We start from the raw sequence: 16,953 nt of genomic DNA, 5'->3' as shown, positions 1-16,953 counted from the left end.
TTCCTGTTTGATCCCCCGCAAAGTTTCGCGCCATCCCCTTGATGCGCGCGAGTGACTGCGAATGCTTCCATCCGATCGGCTCCTGTACCTGAACAACAGCATTGGTTTGCTGGTGGTCGCTGCGCTGAACCCTGACCAGCCCGACGTCGAAACGCTGTTTCAGGAGTTCCGCCTCTGCCTCAACGACTATGAAGGCTGGGCGGAGCAGTTCTGGACAGGAACAGCGCTGGATGTCGACCAGGTGTTCGAGGTCGGCAACGATGTTCGGCTCAGTGCACCGGTTGCCAGCCGAAAACCCATCAGTTCCTCCGTGGCCATGTGTTCCGCCACTGGCTCCCTGACGCTGGTGCACATGTTCGAAGCCGCGCGCTTCGTTCCGATCGGTGACACGCCGGTGGTCCTTGAACCAGTCATTTCCGATGTCGACGGCATTCTGGGTTTTGGCGAACCACGGCACTACACCATTGGCCCCAGCGGCATTCTCAAGATCGACGATTGCGACCGGGGCCAGCGTTATCGCATCACCTTCTTTCCCGATGTTTCCAGTTCGCATGTCCAGACGCTGTACGCCTCGTATCAGGGCCTTATCGATGGTCTGGAAGGCTGGCTACGTGAGGAATGGAAAGGGTTTCAACCGCAGTGGACGGAGTTTTCCAGCGCCGGTTTCACCGAGCGTTACGGGCAGTTGCAACAGGCTGACTGGCGCGGTTTCGAAACGGCCCTGAACGGTGTCTGGGATGACGTGAAGCAACTGTTCGCCCTGCTCGCCGACTGGCAGGCCAACAGCGAAAAACTTCTGCAGTACCTGTCCAGCGTCGAGCTGGAAACCTTGCTCGAGGCCTCTTCCGAGGCCATCGCCAATGGCTTGCTGATGCTCAGCGACGAGCCGCTGCTGTTCATCCATCTGGCGGCCTTCACCAGTTGGCTGAAGATGTTGCCCCCGCAGTATCTGGCCGAGGTGGTGGCTGAAGTTCGGGCCGAGTTGCTGGTCAGTTTTCTGCTGATGTGCGTGTCGGGTGGCATGGGTGTGCCGCTGCGCTTGAGTGCCAAGGTACTTGGCAAGGTCAAGTCGCCGCGTGCCCGGGAGTGGCTGGCGGCGTCGGCGTTACGGTTGGCGGAGCTGACTTCGGCGCCCGATCTGACCCGGCATGCGAGCGCTTTGAAACCGCTGATGATCAATGCACGTCCGGCACCGCTGCGGCCGACACCTGCCATTCCGCTGGAGATTCGCACGGCGGATGCGCTGGTACTGACGGTGCCCAATCCGGCGGCCATTGCACGTAACAAGTCCCACGGCACGACGCGAATGGAGCGGCATGAGCCTCGCGACGATGCTTCGGCTCAGGCGAAGAATCCCAACGGTGACAGTGCCGACTGTGTGCCCAGGACCTGCACCAACGGTTGTCCGGTGTCGATGGTCACTGGCGAAGAGCTGCTGACCCTGACTGATGGCGTGCTCGACGGGGTGCTGCCGTTCGAGTTCAGCCGGCTGTATCGCACCAGTGCGGCGGAAATCGATGTCGGGCTGGGGTTTGGCTGGAGCCATTCGCTGGCGCATCGGCTGGAGGTCGAGGGCGATGGCCTGGTCTGGATCGATCACGAAAACCGGCGCACGCGGTTTCCGTTGCCGAGTGTCGAGCGGCCGGCGATTCACAACAGTCTGTCGCGGGCGGCGATCTTTCTTGGGGATGAGCCGGAGGAACTGATCGTTGCGCTGGCGGGTGAGGCGGCGCGGTTTTATTACTTTCGGGGCGGGCGTCTGACGGTTGTCAGCGATGCGTACGGCAATCGCCTGACGGTGCATCGGGATCTTTCCGACCGGATTCAGCGACTGGATAACGGGGCCGGTCGGTCCTTGTTGCTGCGCTACGACCGGGCACATCTGGTGGCGGTCGATTATCAAGTCTGGCGCGATGCGGCCTGGCGCACCGAGCAGACGCTGGTCAGCTACCGCTTTGATGCCCGCCACCGGTTGATCGAAGCGTCGAACGCCGTCGGTGAGTGCGAGCGTTACGACTACGACGACCAGCACGTCATCCTGCAGCGGCAACTGAGCGGCGGCGCGAGTTTCTTCTGGGAGTGGGAGCGTGCCGGCAAGGCGGCACGTTGCGTGCGGCACTGGGCGTCGTTTTCGCAGATGGATACGCGCTACGTCTGGGACGACGCCGGCAGCGTTACCGTGCAGTACGTCGACGGTCGCGAAGAGGTTTACGTCCACGACGACACGGCGCGGCTGGTGCGTCAGGTCGCCGCTGACGGTGGCGAGCAGCTCAAGGCCTACGATGCGCAGGGCCGCTTGGTCGCCGAGCAGGATGCGCTGGGGGCGGTCACCGAATACCGCTACGACGAGGTCGGACGGCTGATCGCGCTGATTCCGCCGGACGATGCGCCGACGTCCTACGAATACCGCCACGGTTTCCTGCACAGCCGTTCGCGCGGTGACGCCATCTGGACATACCGGCGCAATGCTCAGGGTGACGTCACCGAAGCGGTCGATCCCGACGGCCATGTCACCCATTACCACTACGACCCGCAAGGACGGTTGCTGTCGATCCGTTATCCGGACTCCGGCCGGCACGTGTTCGTGTGGAACGACCTTGGGCAACTGGTCGAGGAAAGCCTGCCCGACGGTGGGGTGCGGAAGTTTTCCTACGATGCGTTGGGGCGGCGGATTACTGCGCAGGATGAACACGGCGCGGTTACCCGTCACGCCTGGGACGCCGTTGGCCGACTGATCCAGACGACGCTTCCAACCGAGGCGACGCGGGCCTGGTCCTACAGCGCCTACGGCCAGATCACCGCCGAGCGCGATGAGCTGGGGCGAATCACCCGCTACGAGTATGACGACGACCTGCACCTGGTCAGCCGGCGGATCAACCCTGACGGCACGCGGCTGCAGTACCGCTACGACCATACGCAGCTGTTGCTGACGGAAATCGAGAACGAGTCGGGCGACAAGTATCTTCTGGACTACACGCCCACCGGACTGATCCGACAGGAAACCGGCTTCGATGGTCGGCGCACCGCCTATGCCTACGACCGCAACGGCCATCTGCTGGAAAAGACCGAGTTTGGTGACGACGGCACCACGTTGGTCACCACTTATGAGCGCGACAGCGCCGGGCGTCTGCTGCTCAAGACCCTGCCGGACGGGGTTGAAGTCAGCTATCGGTATGACCGCCTAGGTCGGCTGACCGGGGTCGATGACTGCCAGGGCCATCCGCTGGCCTTCGAGTACGACCTGCAGGACCGACTGGTCCGCGAGCACCAGGGCTGGGGCACCCTGCGTTACACCTACGACGCCTGCGGCCAGCTCAGCCGCATGCGCCTGCCGGACAACAGCAAGCTCGATTACCACTACGCCAAGGGCGGCGCGCTGACCGCGATCGACCTCAACGGCGCCTTGCTCACCCGTCATGTCTACCAGTCCGGTCGCGAACAGCAGCGCCAGCAGGGTCTGCTGCTCAGCGAATATGCCTACGACGAACAGGGCCGTTTGCGAGTGCATTCGGTTCATCAACATGACCGAGCACTGTACCTGCGTCACTACAGCTACGCGGTCAACGGCAACCTGGCGTCTATCGCCGACAGCCGTCACGGTCAACGCCGTTACTACTACGACGCACTCGACCGTCTGGCCAGCGTGCGCCACACCCGTGATGACGTGCCGGAAAACTTCGCCCACGACCCCGCCGGCAACCTGCTACAGGACCGTTCAGGCCCGACCAGCATCAAAGGCAACCGCCTGCTGATGCAGGGCGACCGTCATTACGACTACGACGCCTTCGGCAACCTGATCCGCGAACGCCGCGGCCGCGCCCAACAACTCGTCACCGAATACCGCTACGACAGCCAGCACCGCCTGATCGGCCTGACCCGCCCGGACGGCACCACCGCGACCTACCAATACGACGCCTTCGGCCGCCGCATCCGCAAAACCGTCGACGGCCAGAGCACCGAGTTCTTCTGGCAAGGCGACCACCTGATCGCCGAAAGCAGCCCGACTCAGCACCGCAGCTTCATCTACGAACCCGGCACCTTCCGCCCCCTCGCGATGCTCGACGGCAAAGGCCCGAAACGCGCCTGCCCGTTCTACTACCAGCTCGACCACCTCGGTACCCCGCAGGAACTGACCGACTACAGCGGCGACATCGTCTGGTCGGCCAAGTACAGCGCCTACGGCAAGGTCACTTCGCTGGCGCTGGCGACCGAGGATTACCTCAACCAGCCGCTGCGCTTTCAGGGGCAGTATTTCGATGAAGAAAGCGGGCTGTATTACAACCGGCATCGGTACTACGACCCGGAGGTGGGGCGGTACCTGACGCCGGATCCGGTGAAGCTGGCGGGTGGGTTGAATCAGTACCGGTACGTGCCGAATCCGACGGGGTGGGTGGATCCGTTGGGGTTGAGTAATTGTCCAGGAGGTGACGGGTGTAACGAACCATCATTTGAACAAGATGATCCGACAAAAACAATTCAAGGCGGCGAACTCCCCCTTAACGTTCCAGCCCCACAAATACAGCGTAGGTACTTGTACCGTGGAGACCAAAAAGATCCTACACAAGTTTTTGAAAACGGATTTAAAAGCAAGGGAGACAGTAATGATTTGCTACTTCACTCAATTGATAGTGACTACCCTCCCAGCAACTTCATTAGCACATCGCTATCTAGGGATATGGGCAAAGAATTTGCGACATCCAGCTTCACAACACCTGGATTTCTTTACACACTTAAAATGATCCCAGGACATGATCTAAAAAATGAGCTGGGATCGGCTTATAGGTTTGGGAGGGAGCAAGAGGTTGCTATCCCAAAAGAAATCAAAAGGGAAGACATTCTGGGAGCTACTCTTATCATTGACGACGGCAGAGAGTTCGGTTATTCGATTCCCAACCCTTACAGGATAATAGACAAATGATTTCGCGGTTTACCATATGCATAGGCGTTCATAATGAAAAAAAACACGCAGAGCTAATATGCAATAGCGAGGCGAAAACCATAACTTTAAATCTCGAAGATAACGACTGCAAAACATACGTGGGTAGCGACTTCTACAAATGTTTTGGTTCACTACGAAAAGACAACCCAGAAATTACATTTTTCTGCAAAGGATCAAAACTAAACGTCCACACCTCAAGCATGTCATCACAAATGTCACTCGGACTAAAGGCTTACGAACTCACAATTGGGAAAGAGTCCAACCTAGAGGATATTGTGTTTATTTTTGACTACGAAGATCAAAATCTAACCAACGATCCAGAAAAACAACGATCCTTTTACCTTGAATGGATAAAGTCCTAAAAAATCATTAACCATAGGGCCTGAAATCCAGGCCCTAATAATTTATAAAAATCAAATCACTCATCATCATCAAAATCCTCATACTCAAGCTCCTCTCCCTCACCCTCCCAAAGCGGAACCGTCGCGTCATCCATCAACGACCCCGGATCTTCATTCCCCGGATCATTGATAAACGGCAATCCACTCGGACCTTTTTCTTCCTTGCCTTCGGTTTCGGGAGTCATGGCGCACCTCGTCAATCGCATTCGTATACGACGTTCGAAAAGTATGGTCGCTAATCGTTCCTGCGCCTGACACGCAGGCACAAAAAACCCGGCATCAAGCCGGGTTTATGTAGAAGCGGTCACTCAATGATGACGATTCTTGTGTTTGTACTTGTGCTTATGGCCGCCCCCAGAGTGCGATCTACCACCATCGTCACCCAGGTTGTTGCCGACCGCGCCACCCGCTGCGCCACCCAATCCTGCGCCGATGGCCGAACCGGTGGAGCCGCCGAGGCTGTTGCCGAGCACTGAGCCACCAGCGGCGCCGAGACCACCGCCAATCGCGGCTTCCGTACGATTGCGCTTGTTCGCCCCGACGGCACTGCCGGCCGCACCGCCCACGCCAGCACCAACCGCCGCACCGGTGCTGCCGCCGAGCTGACCGCCGACCACATTACCCAGCACACCGCCCAGCCCACCACCGACAGCCGCGGAACCATCGCCGGCAGCCATGGCGCCTTGAGCCACGAGCAGTCCAATAACCAACGCAGTTGCAGTTAAAGTCGAGCGCATACAGACCTCACAGGTCCCGGATCGGGACGGTATGCCCGGAGAGGGGCTATGTGAGATTGGAGGCGCATTCAGGGAAAACGTTCAGCAACGAAAAGGCCCGGCATCAAGCCGGGCCTTTTCAGACATGCATTCGCAATCAGTGACGCTTGTGACCTTTGGACAGATTGCTGCCTACCGCGCCGCCAGCTGCGCCACCCAGGCCGGCACCGATGGTTGCGCCAGTCTTGCCGCCCAGGCTGTTACCGATCACCGAACCACCTGCCGCGCCGACACCGCCGCCAATGGCCGCTTTGGTACGGGCACCTTTCTTGGCAGCCAATGCACTACCGGCCGCACCCGCTACACCAGCACCAATCGCTGCACCGGTGCTGCCGCCCATTTTCTGGCCGACCACATTACCCAACGCGCCCCCCAGACCGCCACCCAGTGCGGCGGTACCGTCGCCAGCCATTGCACCTTGAGCAACCAGAAGCCCCAGAACCAGAGCAGGCAGAGTTAAACGCATGACGAAAACCTCAACAGAAGGAAGAAAAAAGGGCGCAGATTGAATGCTGTTGCCGCGGTAAAGTCCAGCGTCGCAACGCACTTGGCGCCGATTGGACAGCGATTATGGAAAAGGTTTTATGGCAGGCAAAAAAAAGCCCGCTGGGGAGACGGGCTGGAGACTTGCTTTCTAACGGATGGCTTCACCCTACGTAGACCGGTGTGAAAAGTTTGTGAAAGAAACCAGACGAATCCGCAATTTCTGTAGGACGTTTCTTTCTGAAAAACACGGATAAAAAACCCCGCTCATTGGCGGGGTTCTTTCGCATCCGGATTACTTCCTGGAACGTGTCGTCACCTTGGGCAGAAATTTCGCTTTCGGCCCCTTGGGTGCTGTCGACTTGATCTTGCCGGTCTGCACCGGATCTTCGCCAAAGCCCGCCTGGTACTCGGTCTGGCCACAGCGCACGCAATTGTTGAATGGAAATTCAGCCCCGTCGTCTTCGATGTACGGATCAGTCATCTCTTCACCCCTTTCAAAAGCGGGTCGATACCGGCAAGACCCTTTTGCCTGAAAAAATATCGACCTCCAAGGCTTTTGAGACTAGCCGGTCATTCCTGGACTTGTGATTCAGATCGCCCAGAGCCCGACGAATGGCCTACAAAAAGCTCGGCGCGAAGATGAACCGCTGGTCCCACAGAGCTAAAGATTCTCGATGACTGGCCGTTGCCCTTTTTCCTACGCAATGAATCTCAAGGAGAGAACATGGAAATCAAAGGATTCCCACCGATGCCTGTTGTAAAGCTCACGGACGAGCAGATCGCCGCCGGTAAAGCCGCGGCGGAAAAATTCAAGGAGAAGCTTGCCTCAGGTGAGATCGTCATCAAGCCGCTGGACGGACCTAGTCCGGTGCAGCCTGGCAAACCTGGCGTCATCTATTATCCAGACCCGATTCAGCCTGGCCAGTCCACCGGCACTCCACTCGTCGCGATCGACACTCCACTGACCTACGACTCGAAAGGCACCGTCCTGCTCAAGCCGCAGGGCTGATTGTCAGCAACGAGCCCATTCACTTGAATGGGCTCACAAGCGGAAACCGATGCTCAGCGCAACTTGACCGCTGTGCCGGTCGCGAACACCACAACCATACCGCCCTTCCCCGCCGGCATGCTGATCTCGAAATCCACCCCGACCACCGCATCCGCCTGCAAGGCCCGCGCCCGCTCCTTGATCTCGTCAGTCGCCTGAACACGCGCCTCCTTCAACGCCCGCTCCAGCGTCTGCGAACGCCCGCCAAAAAAGTCCCGCATCCCGGCGAACATATCGCGAATCACATTCACGCCCTGCACCGACTCGGCACTGACAATGTCCAGATACGCCGTGATCTGCCGGCCTTCGATGGAGTGGGTAGTGGAAATGATCATGGAAGTCGTCCTTTTACATACAGATAAAACCGCGATTGTACCGCCCCGGCAAAATGAAGCCGAACCCATCTCTGTGACCAAAGAAATCCGGACACCAGAATGCACAAGCCCCCTGGCTTCTTGCGAAACCGGGGGGTTTGTTTATGAACTTATGGGTAACGGAACGACCTGGCGGACGAGGGCTGCGTGCCTTTGATGGCAACGACGGGGATACGCAGTTCGGGTTGCGTGATGTCATAGAGCTGCAGTTCACAACCGTCCCCCCGATCCACGAAGACAAACTCCGCCAGATAGACCTTTTGTTTCTCGGGAATAAAGGCACTTGTGATCGGCCCACAGGAGTAAGACGACGGGACGGTCGGATTGGCGGTTAGCTTTTTCTCATACTTGTTCTTCGACGGGTTGAATACATAGTCTTCGTTATAAAGAGTCCGATAGCCCGGTGCCGGAACCTGACTGCTGATCGTCGATGAGCCGCCCACTTGCAGAATCTGGCCAGCATCGGCCTGCATTTCCAATTGGGGAAAACGCTTGGAGACCGCGCTGTCGAGACGGCTGAACCATTCGCCGACTTTATTGCGAAACGGTTTGACTACCGTCCCCAAATGATCAGGACGCCTGTCCGGGTCATTACCTCGGATCACTTCAAAATCTACCGGATTGGCCGTATCGCCTGATGCCTGCATGATCACTTTGGCGTGCTGATCATCGACGACAACCTTCTTCTGCTCGAGCATGATGCCGTCTGTCCAGAGTGTCGGCGCAGAACTGCGAGAGTCGGAGCCGCAGCCACACAACCCCAAAAATAGAACCATCGTGACTATTGTCTTCACTGCGCTTCCTGCGTTGAACTGCCGATGACCTTCCAGGCAAGTAGCGTTTCCTGAAGTCGATAACAAAACGCCACTATCGCGCAGAAACATAACCAAAGGGAACTGACGATACGCGGGAATTTCACCCACATTCATTGGAAACTCAAAAGCCGCGCCTGCTTTTTACTCAGCGAAATGGTGCGCCAGTCCCATACTGTTCCCATATCGCCTTTTTCCAGACGCCAAAAACCACAAACCCCCGACTTTCTCTAGGAAAATCAGGGGTTTGTGTTTACTGAATGTGGCGGTGAAGGAGAGATTCGAACTCTCGATACAGTTTCCTGTATACACACTTTCCAGGCGTGCTCCTTAAGCCACTCGGACACTTCACCGTATCTCTTCAAACATGTTCTGTCTGTCGAGGCGCGTTAATGTAGTCGAAAGCTTTTCTGATGGCAAACTTTTTTTCAGAATTTTCATGCGGTTAAGAGAAAAAGTCGTTTCTGCTGCCGATGGGCCATGGCGATCCGGCCAATCTCGGGTGGGCTCGGCCCTTCTATATAGGCGTAGAGGCGTTTGCCGCGGGGCGCGTTGCGGTGCATCAGCCGGTCGAGGGTGACCGGCGGGTCAGTCACAGTGCTTTACCTGACCGGCGACGGTGGGTAACGTCTGCCCATCTTTCTTATAAGGAATTGCGCCATGAGCGACCTGATTGCCTACCACCTCGAAGACGGTATCGCGACCCTGACCCTGAGCAACGGCAAGGTCAACGCCATTTCCCCGGACGTGATCGCGGCCTTCAACGCGGCGCTGGATCAGGCGGTGGCGGATCGCGCCATTGTGATCATTACTGGCCAGCCGGGCATTCTCTCCGGCGGCTACGACTTGAAGGTGATGACCGCCGGCCCTAAAGAAGCCGTGTCGCTGGTGACCGCCGGTTCGACTCTGGCTCGTCGTCTGCTGTCGCACCCGTTCCCGGTGATCGTTGCCTGCCCGGGTCATGCCGTGGCCAAAGGCGCGTTCATTCTACTGTCCGCCGATTACCGGATCGGCGTCGACGGTCCGTTCAGCATTGGTCTGAACGAAGTGCAGATCGGCATGACCATGCACCACGCCGGCATCGAGCTGGCCCGTGATCGCCTGCGCCGCTCGGCGTTTCATCGCTCGGTGATCAATGGCGAAATGTTTGATCCACAAAGTGCTGTGGATGCCGGTTTCCTCGACAAGGTGGTTTCGGCCGAAGAGCTGCAAGGTGCCGCCCTCGCCGCTGCGCGTCAGTTGAAGAAGATCAACATGACCGCGCACAAGAACACCAAGTTGAAAGTACGCAAAGCGCTGTTGGAAACCCTGGACAACGCGATCATTCAGGATCAGGAACACCTGGGCTGAACCCGGTTCGCTCCTTTATAGAAAAGCCCGACCGTCGTGTCGGGCTTTTTCTTGCACGCACGTTTCAAAACTCCGCAGCTGCTCTAGGACGCCTCTGACCGACAAGTCGGAAACATGCGCTTAAACATCGCCCATCTCCTGACTCTATAGCGGCAATTGCCGAAAACAGTGCACATCCGTACACTGCGCCACCTTTTGTCCCGGTAGGGCCTGAAAATGCTGTTTGTGTTTCGTATGTTATTGATGGGCCTGCACTTTATTCTGGCGGGTGTGCTCGGGGTGATCCTCGGGCTGTGCCGACCATTCAATCCGGACAACAGTCGTCTGTGCGCCCGACTGTACGCACTGCCGGCCATGTGCATCCTGCGCCTGCGAGTGAAGGCCGACGTCGGTCAGCTGATGAGCAAGCCTGACAGCTGCGTGATCATCGCCAACCATCAGTCCAACTACGACCTGTTCGTGTTCGGCAATGTGGTGCCGCGACGGACCGTGTGCATTGGCAAAAAGAGTCTGAAATGGGTGCCGTTGTTCGGACAGTTGTTCTGGCTGGCCGGCAACGTGTTGATCGATCGTGGGAACGCGCACAAGGCGCGCCAGTCGATGCTGACGACCACCGACACCTTGCAGCACAAAGACACCTCGATCTGGGTCTTCCCGGAAGGCACGCGCAACCTGGGTGAAGAACTGCTGCCGTTCAAGAAAGGCGCGTTCCAGATGGCCATCGCCGCCGGTGTGCCGATCGTTCCAGTGTGTGTCAGCAGCTACATCAAGCACATGCGCTTGAACCGCTGGCGCAGCGGGAAAATTCTCATCCGTTCGCTGCCGGCAATTCCTACCGCCGGCCTGACCATGGACGACATGCCCATGCTCATCACCCAGTGCCGCGAGCAGATGCGCGAATGCATCGATGCAATGGATCGGCAACTTCAAGCTGCGTGAAAAAGAAACCCGCCCTGTGCGGGTTTTCTTTTGCCCGGTGAACTGTGCAGATTTCACTGACTCTCAAGCAGCGACACGGCTAAGCTGAAGCCATGTCTCCCCTGCCATCTGCCAATAAGAAGTGAACCACCACCATGGGTCGAGTTGTTGCTGCTGCGGTTTACAGCGCCGGTAAGAAAGTCACCAATATTTCCCTCGATGAAGGCGCCGCCTGGGCCGCCAAGACCGGGCACTTCGTCTGGATCGGCCTCGAAGAGCCGAACGCCCAGGAGCTGGCCAACCTGCAACGCCAGTTCAACCTGCACGAACTGGCCATCGAAGACGCCCTGGAAAAACACAGTCGTCCAAAACTGGAAACCTTCGGCGACGCCCTGTTTATCGTCACCTACTCCCCCGTGCGCGAGCACGGCATTCTGCAGTTCATCGAAACCCACATCTTCGCCGGCAAGGGCTACATCATCACTGCCCGCAACGGCCATTCGGCGTCCTACGCCCATGTCCGTCAGCGCTGTGAGGCGCGGCCGCTGTTGCTGGAGCACGGGGAAGATTTCGTACTGTATGCGTTGCTGGATTTCGTGATCGAAAACTATCAGCCGGTGGGTGAAGCGATCCACGCCGAGATCGATGAACTGGAGCGCAACGTGTTGTGTAGCGCGCTGAACGAGCACGACATCCAGAAGCTTCATGGCCTGCGCCGCGATGTGCTGCGCTTGCGTCGTTACGCGGCGCCGATGGTGGAAATCGGCGAAGAGTTGCAGAAGCTGAGCTTCCCCTTCATCGACAAGAACATGCGTCCTTACTTCAGGGATGTGCAGATCCATGTCACGCGGCAGATGGAAGACCTGACCACCCTGGCCGACATTGCGAGCCAGACCATCGAGATCGGTGTGTTGCTGGAGGCGTCACGCCAAAGCGTGGTGCAGCGCAAGTTTGCGGCATGGGCAGCGATTCTGGCGTTCCCGACGGCGGTCGCCGGGATCTACGGGATGAACTTCCAGAACATGCCGGAGCTGAGCTGGCACTACGGCTATTTCGCCGTACTGAGCTTTATCACGGTGGGCTGCGTGGGACTGTGGGCGAGCTTCAAGAAATCGGGCTGGCTGTAGGTTAAAAAAACGCCCCCGTGTACGGCACAGGGGCGTTTGGGTTCAAGCGGCGTTCGGTTTGTGCGCCACGAAACGCATCATCCATTCGGCCACCGTAGCGCCGTGGTGATCGTTTTCAAGGCTGGCCACACCCTTGCTGTAGATCTGCTCGCCCAACGCTTCCTGGCGAAGTTCCAGCAGTGCCCGCGAGTAATCGTGAATGAATTCCGGATGCCCCTGGAAGCACAGCACCTGATCGTTGATGTGGTACGCGGCGAACGGGCAGAAATCGCTGGAGGCGATCACCGTGGCGTTCTCCGGCAACGCCGTGACCTGATCCTGATGGCTGATCAGCAGCGTCAGCTCTTCGCGCACCGGGCTCATCCAAGGTGCCTTGGCCGCCAGTTTGTAGTTGTGAATGCCGACGCCCCAACCCTGGGTCGCGCGCTCGCTCTTGCCGCCCAGCAGCAGCGCCAGCAGTTGATGGCCGAAGCACACGCCGAGCAGTTTGTCGCCACGCTCATAGCGGGTCAGCAGGTACTGCTTGAGGGTCTGGATCCATGGGTCGGTGCCGAACGAGTCGGCCTTGCTGCCAGTGACCAGGTACGCATCGAACGTCAGGTCATCACTCGGATAGTCGCCCTGCATCACGTTGTATACCGTGAACTCGGCGGCGATCGGCTGTTGCGAGAACAGGCGCTGGAACATCTGCCCGTAACCCTGATATTGATCGACCAGTTCCGGACGCAGGATGTCGGTTTCCAGAATGCAGATGCGTAGCGACATAAAAAATACCTGACACGTGATGGGAATAATGCACACCCCAGAGCCTGCCTTGAAACCACCCGGCAAGGCAAGCCCCGAAATGCGTCCCCGCCCGTTAGAACAACTCGCCCTTCGCAGCCTTTTCCAGCAGCAGCGCTGGCGGCGCGAAACGTTCGCCGTATTGCTCAGCCAGGTACTGGGCCCGCGCGACAAAGTCCTTCACGCCATATTGATTGATGAACTGTAACGCGCCGCCCGTCCAGGCCGCGAAACCGATGCCAAAGATCGAGCCGACATTGGCGTCCGCCGTCGAAGTCAGCACGCCCTCCTCCACACAGCGCACGGTTTCGATGGCCTGTACAAACAGCAACCGGTCACGCACATCCTTCGGCGAAATCTGCCCGTCGGCTGTCTCGAAGCGGGATTTCAGCTCGGGCCACAGGTGTTTCTGGCCTCCCGCCGGGTACTCGTAAAAACCGCCTCCCGCCGCCTTGCCCGGCCGCTTGTATTCGTTGAGCAGCAAGTCAATCACGGCGAACGCCGGGTGCTCAATCAGCGGTTTCCCCTCCGCTTGCAGGTCTTTGGCCGTTTGCTGACGGATATGGCTCATCAGGCTGAGGGAAACTTCGTCAGAGATCGCCAGAGGCCCGATGGGCATGCCGGCCTTGCGTGCTTCGGTTTCGATCATCGGCGCACTGATGCCTTCGCCGAGCATGGCAATGCCTTCGTTGGTGAAGGTGCCAAACACCCGCGAGGTGAAGAAGCCGCGACTGTCGTTGACCACGATCGGCGTTTTCTTGATTTGCAGGACGAAATCGAACCCGCGTGCGAGGGTTTCATCGCTGGTTTGCGCGCCTTTGATGATTTCTACCAACGGCATTTTTTCCACCGGACTGAAGAAGTGCAGGCCGATGAACTTGCTCTGATCCGGCACCGCAGCCGCCAGGCCGGTGATAGGCAAGGTCGAAGTATTGGAGGCGATCACCGCGTCGGCACCGACCACCTGTTGCGCCGCTGCCGAGACTTTGGCCTTGAGCTGACGGTCCTCGAACACCGCTTCGATGATCAGATCGCAACCCGCCAGATCGGCATCGCTTTCAGTGGTCTTGATCCGCGCCAGCACCGCTTCACGCTGCTGCGCAGACATTTGCCCGCGAGCGACTTTCTTGTCCAGCAGCGCCGCCGAATGCGCCTTGCCCTTTTCGGCGGCAGCGAGGTTGATGTCCTTGAGCACCACCTCGATCCCGGCCGAGGCGCTGACATAGGCGATGCCGGCGCCCATCATGCCCGCCCCGAGGACGCCCACGCGCTTCGTCACGTAAGGTGCAAAACCCTGCGGGCGCGAACCGCCGGCATTGATTTCATTGAGCTGGAACCAGAAGGTGCCGATCAGGTTTTTCGAGATCTGGCCGGTGGTCAGTTCGGTGAAGTAACGGGTCTCGATCAGGTGTGCGGTATCGAAATCCACCTGCGCGCCTTCCACCGCTGCGCAGAGAATCCTCTCCGGCGCCGGCAACGTGCCCTGGGTTTTGCTGCGCAGGATCGACGGCGCAATCGCCAGCATTTGCGCGACTTTCGGGTTCGACGGTGTGCCGCCGGGAATCTGATAGCCCTTCACATCCCAACGCTGCACGGCCGCAGGGTTGGCCAGAATCCAGGCCCGGGCCTTGGCCAGCAGTTCATCGCGATCCGCCGCCAGTTCATCGATCAAACCGGCCTGCAACGCCTGCTGCGGACGGACTTTCTTGCCTTCGAGCAGATACGGCAGGGCTTTTTCGATGCCGAGCATGCGTACCATCCGCACCACTCCGCCGCCGCCCGGCAACAGGCCGAGGGTCACTTCCGGCAGGCCGAGCTGCACCGAAGCATCGTCCAGCGCCACGCGGTGGTGGCAGGCCAGACAGATTTCCCAGCCTCCGCCGAGCGCCGCGCCGTTGATCGCCGCGACCACCGGTTTGCCGAGGGTTTCCAGGGTGCGCAATTGGCCCTTGAGCGTCAGCACCATGTCGTAGAAAGCCTTGGCTTCGGGCTTGCCGACCTTGATCAGTTCATTCAGGTCGCCGCCGGCGAAGAAGGTCTTTTTGGCCGAAGTGATGATCACGCCGGCGATGTCATCTTTTTCCGCGAGCAGTCGGGCGACGCTGTCGGCCATGGCCTCGCGGTACACCGCGTTCATGGTGTTGGCGCTCTGGCCCGGCATGTCGATGGTCAGGAGGACGATGCCGTCCTGGCCTTTTTCGTAACGAATGGCTTGGGTCATGACAAGATTCCTTGGGGTCAGAGGCGTTCGATGATGGTTGCGATGCCCATGCCGCCGCCGACGCACAGCGTCGCCAGGCCATAGCGCAGGCGCCGAGCTTCCAGTTCATCGAGCAAGGTGCCGAGAATCGCGCAACCGGTGGCGCCCAGCGGATGGCCCATCGCAATCGAGCCGCCATTGACGTTGACCTTGTCCGGGTCGACGGCCATGTCCTTGATGAATTTCAGCACCACCGAGGCGAACGCCTCGTTGACTTCAAACAGGTCGATGTCTTCGACCCGCAGCCCGGCCTTGGCCAGCGCCTTGCGAGTGGCCGGCGCCGGGCCGGTGAGCATGATGGTCGGGTCGGTGCTGGTGACCGCCGTGGCGACAATCCGCGCCCGAGGTTGCAGGCCCAACGCCCGGCCCTTGGCTTCGGAACCGATAAGCATCAGCGCCGCACCGTCGACGATGCCCGAGCTGTTGCCCGGCGTGTGCACATGGTTGATCCGCTCGACATGACTGTAGACCCGCAGCGCCGTGGCATCGAAACCCATCTGGCCGATCATTTCGAAACTCGGCTTGAGCTTGCCCAGGCCTTCGAGGGTCGACTCGGCGCGAATGAACTCATCGTGATCGAGCAGAATGATGCCGTTCTGATCCTGCACCGGCACCAACGACTTGTTGAACGAACCGTCGGCCCGAGCCCGGGCGGCTTTTTGTTGCGAGTGCAGCGCGTAGGTATCGACGTCCTGACGACTGAAGCCTTCAAGCGTGGCGATCAGATCGGCGCCGACGCCTTGTGGGGTGAAATGGCTGTGCAGGTTGGTCTGCGGGTCCAGCGCCCAGGCACCGCCATCACTGCCCATCGGTACGCGGGACATGGATTCGACACCGCCAACCACCACCAGGTCTTCGAACCCGGAGCGCACTTTCATCGCCCCCAGGTTCACCGCTTCCAGGCCCGAGGCGCAGAACCGGTTGATCTGCACGCCGGCAACGCTGACGTCCCAATCGGCCACCTGCACGGCGGTTTTCGCGATGTCCGAGCCTTGATCGCCAATCGGCGTGACGCAACCGAGCACCACGTCATCGACCTGGCTGGTGTCCAGCGCCGTGCGCGCCTGCAAAGCGGTCAGCAGCCCGGCCACCAGGTTCACCGGTTTGACGCTGTGCAGCGAACCGTCGGCCTTGCCCCGGCCACGGGGCGTGCGTAACGCGTCGAAAATCAAAGCTTGGGTCATGGCGTTCTCGAACCTGTGCGGTGAGTGAAATTCGTGCCTCCACTCTTGGCCGGGACGGTCACGGATTCAATGACCACAGCGCTCAATGACGTTGACGCGCACGCTCAGACGGACGGTCATTCCCGACCAGGTTAACCGGTTCAGGTCAGCGAGCTGTCTAGCAAAAGGGCGGCAAAGAAGCTGGCAATGGGCCTCATGCCTTTTTAATCGCGTTCAGCAGCAAATACATATGAAATGGATCTAAGCCAAGCGTGACGCGGGCCCTAAGGTGAACATGTACGTCGTTGTCGTCGGGTTTTGCCGAGGCAGGCGTTCTTCAACAGGAAGTGCAGCGCTTGCCATCATGGATATGCAGGCAGGCATCAGGAAATAACAAAAAAGGCGGTCAAGCCATGTTCAAACAACCGAAAGTTCGTCAAGCAGGGCTCATTCTTTTCGCCACGACGCTGTTGTTGATTTTGCCGAATCTGACCAAGGTCATCGGCTGATTCAAGC

General features: G+C 58.9%; 14 protein-coding genes and 1 tRNA gene. 5 read left to right on the top strand and 10 right to left on the bottom strand.

Annotated features, from left to right (window positions below; genetic code table 11):
- Positions 1-61 precede the first annotated feature (61 nt).
- Complete coding sequence (locus tag AC1RR7_RS20555; RefSeq protein WP_493158285.1) at positions 62-4,918, top strand: RHS repeat-associated core domain-containing protein; 4,857 nt, start codon at positions 62-64, stop codon at positions 4,916-4,918.
- A 439-nt stretch (positions 4,919-5,357) separates the two neighbouring features.
- On the opposite strand, the gene AC1RR7_RS20550 is transcribed toward AC1RR7_RS20555, so the two are convergent.
- From AC1RR7_RS20550 to AC1RR7_RS20535, 4 genes are all read right to left on the bottom strand, one after another.
- On the bottom strand, positions 5,358-5,525 hold the full coding sequence (locus AC1RR7_RS20550) for a hypothetical protein (RefSeq protein WP_167443766.1): 168 nt from the start codon (positions 5,523-5,525) through the stop codon (positions 5,358-5,360).
- 123 nt (positions 5,526-5,648) lie between these two features.
- On the bottom strand, positions 5,649-6,077 hold the full coding sequence (locus AC1RR7_RS20545; RefSeq protein ID WP_096822966.1) for a glycine zipper domain-containing protein: 429 nt from the start codon (positions 6,075-6,077) through the stop codon (positions 5,649-5,651).
- Between the two features lie 136 nt (positions 6,078-6,213).
- A complete protein-coding gene (locus AC1RR7_RS20540) occupies positions 6,214-6,582 on the bottom strand; it encodes a glycine zipper domain-containing protein (RefSeq protein ID WP_039769955.1) in 369 nt (122 codons plus the stop codon).
- 312 nt (positions 6,583-6,894) lie between these two features.
- Positions 6,895-7,083 carry a hypothetical protein gene (locus tag AC1RR7_RS20535; RefSeq protein WP_085701198.1) on the bottom strand — a complete coding sequence of 63 codons (189 nt, stop codon included), beginning with the start codon at positions 7,081-7,083 and terminating at the stop codon, positions 6,895-6,897.
- A 243-nt stretch (positions 7,084-7,326) separates the two neighbouring features.
- On the opposite strand from AC1RR7_RS20535, the gene AC1RR7_RS20530 reads away from it, so the two are divergent.
- On the top strand, positions 7,327-7,611 hold the full coding sequence (locus AC1RR7_RS20530) for a hypothetical protein (RefSeq protein WP_493158284.1): 285 nt from the start codon (positions 7,327-7,329) through the stop codon (positions 7,609-7,611).
- A 53-nt stretch (positions 7,612-7,664) separates the two neighbouring features.
- Here the strand turns inward: AC1RR7_RS20530 and AC1RR7_RS20525 are convergent, their stop codons facing one another.
- From AC1RR7_RS20525 to AC1RR7_RS20515, 3 genes are all read right to left on the bottom strand, one after another.
- Positions 7,665-7,985, bottom strand: a complete 321-nt coding sequence (locus AC1RR7_RS20525; protein ID WP_007959944.1) for a YbjQ family protein — start codon at positions 7,983-7,985, stop codon at positions 7,665-7,667.
- A 149-nt stretch (positions 7,986-8,134) separates the two neighbouring features.
- Entirely contained in the window at positions 8,135-8,953 is an 819-nt protein-coding gene (locus tag AC1RR7_RS20520) for a hypothetical protein (RefSeq protein WP_493158283.1), read from the bottom strand.
- 146 nt (positions 8,954-9,099) lie between these two features.
- Positions 9,100-9,189: transfer RNA gene (locus AC1RR7_RS20515), tRNA-Ser, on the bottom strand.
- Positions 9,190-9,496: 307 nt separating this feature from the next.
- Between AC1RR7_RS20515 and AC1RR7_RS20510 the strand changes: the two genes are divergently transcribed.
- The 3 genes from AC1RR7_RS20510 to AC1RR7_RS20500 all read left to right on the top strand — a co-directional run bounded on the left by AC1RR7_RS20510 (position 9,497) and on the right by AC1RR7_RS20500 (position 12,231).
- Complete coding sequence (locus AC1RR7_RS20510; protein ID WP_085732367.1) at positions 9,497-10,186, top strand: crotonase/enoyl-CoA hydratase family protein; 690 nt, start codon at positions 9,497-9,499, stop codon at positions 10,184-10,186.
- A 216-nt stretch (positions 10,187-10,402) separates the two neighbouring features.
- The gene (locus AC1RR7_RS20505; RefSeq protein ID WP_096822964.1) at positions 10,403-11,125 is read left to right on the top strand and encodes a 1-acylglycerol-3-phosphate O-acyltransferase; all 723 of its coding nucleotides are present in this window, start codon (positions 10,403-10,405) and stop codon (positions 11,123-11,125) included.
- A gap of 134 nt (positions 11,126-11,259) precedes the next feature.
- Entirely contained in the window at positions 11,260-12,231 is a 972-nt protein-coding gene (locus AC1RR7_RS20500) for a magnesium and cobalt transport protein CorA (protein ID WP_096822963.1), read from the top strand.
- 42 nt (positions 12,232-12,273) lie between these two features.
- On the opposite strand, the gene AC1RR7_RS20495 is transcribed toward AC1RR7_RS20500, so the two are convergent.
- From AC1RR7_RS20495 to AC1RR7_RS20485, 3 genes are all read right to left on the bottom strand, one after another.
- Entirely contained in the window at positions 12,274-12,996 is a 723-nt protein-coding gene (locus tag AC1RR7_RS20495; protein WP_102622497.1) for an amidotransferase, read from the bottom strand.
- A gap of 94 nt (positions 12,997-13,090) precedes the next feature.
- Entirely contained in the window at positions 13,091-15,235 is a 2,145-nt protein-coding gene (locus AC1RR7_RS20490; RefSeq protein ID WP_493158281.1) for a 3-hydroxyacyl-CoA dehydrogenase NAD-binding domain-containing protein, read from the bottom strand.
- Between the two features lie 17 nt (positions 15,236-15,252).
- Positions 15,253-16,458: an acetyl-CoA C-acetyltransferase gene (locus tag AC1RR7_RS20485; RefSeq protein ID WP_493158280.1), complete on the bottom strand. Its 1,206-nt coding sequence runs from the start codon at positions 16,456-16,458 to the stop codon at positions 15,253-15,255.
- Positions 16,459-16,953: the final 495 nt, after the last annotated feature.

Source organism: Pseudomonas sp. GW821-FHT11G12, from assembly GCF_058808055.1.
Note: the sequence above shows the minus strand (reverse complement) of the source record. Positions and strands in the feature narration are given on the sequence as shown.

What these genes read in the sequence shown, in the direction of transcription:
- AC1RR7_RS20555 (WP_493158285.1), top strand. Translation starts at nt 62, where the DNA reads ATGCTTCCATCCGATCGGCTCCTGTACCTGAACAACAGCATTGGTTTG.
- AC1RR7_RS20550 (WP_167443766.1), bottom strand. Translation starts at nt 5,525, where the DNA reads ATGACTCCCGAAACCGAAGGCAAGGAAGAAAAAGGTCCGAGTGGATTG.
- AC1RR7_RS20545 (WP_096822966.1), bottom strand. Translation starts at nt 6,077, where the DNA reads ATGCGCTCGACTTTAACTGCAACTGCGTTGGTTATTGGACTGCTCGTG.
- AC1RR7_RS20540 (WP_039769955.1), bottom strand. Translation starts at nt 6,582, where the DNA reads ATGCGTTTAACTCTGCCTGCTCTGGTTCTGGGGCTTCTGGTTGCTCAA.
- AC1RR7_RS20535 (WP_085701198.1), bottom strand. Translation starts at nt 7,083, where the DNA reads ATGACTGATCCGTACATCGAAGACGACGGGGCTGAATTTCCATTCAAC.
- AC1RR7_RS20530 (WP_493158284.1), top strand. Translation starts at nt 7,327, where the DNA reads ATGGAAATCAAAGGATTCCCACCGATGCCTGTTGTAAAGCTCACGGAC.
- AC1RR7_RS20525 (WP_007959944.1), bottom strand. Translation starts at nt 7,985, where the DNA reads ATGATCATTTCCACTACCCACTCCATCGAAGGCCGGCAGATCACGGCG.
- AC1RR7_RS20520 (WP_493158283.1), bottom strand. Translation starts at nt 8,953, where the DNA reads ATGAATGTGGGTGAAATTCCCGCGTATCGTCAGTTCCCTTTGGTTATG.
- AC1RR7_RS20510 (WP_085732367.1), top strand. Translation starts at nt 9,497, where the DNA reads ATGAGCGACCTGATTGCCTACCACCTCGAAGACGGTATCGCGACCCTG.
- AC1RR7_RS20505 (WP_096822964.1), top strand. Translation starts at nt 10,403, where the DNA reads ATGCTGTTTGTGTTTCGTATGTTATTGATGGGCCTGCACTTTATTCTG.
- AC1RR7_RS20500 (WP_096822963.1), top strand. Translation starts at nt 11,260, where the DNA reads ATGGGTCGAGTTGTTGCTGCTGCGGTTTACAGCGCCGGTAAGAAAGTC.
- AC1RR7_RS20495 (WP_102622497.1), bottom strand. Translation starts at nt 12,996, where the DNA reads ATGTCGCTACGCATCTGCATTCTGGAAACCGACATCCTGCGTCCGGAA.
- AC1RR7_RS20490 (WP_493158281.1), bottom strand. Translation starts at nt 15,235, where the DNA reads ATGACCCAAGCCATTCGTTACGAAAAAGGCCAGGACGGCATCGTCCTC.
- AC1RR7_RS20485 (WP_493158280.1), bottom strand. Translation starts at nt 16,458, where the DNA reads ATGACCCAAGCTTTGATTTTCGACGCGTTACGCACGCCCCGTGGCCGG.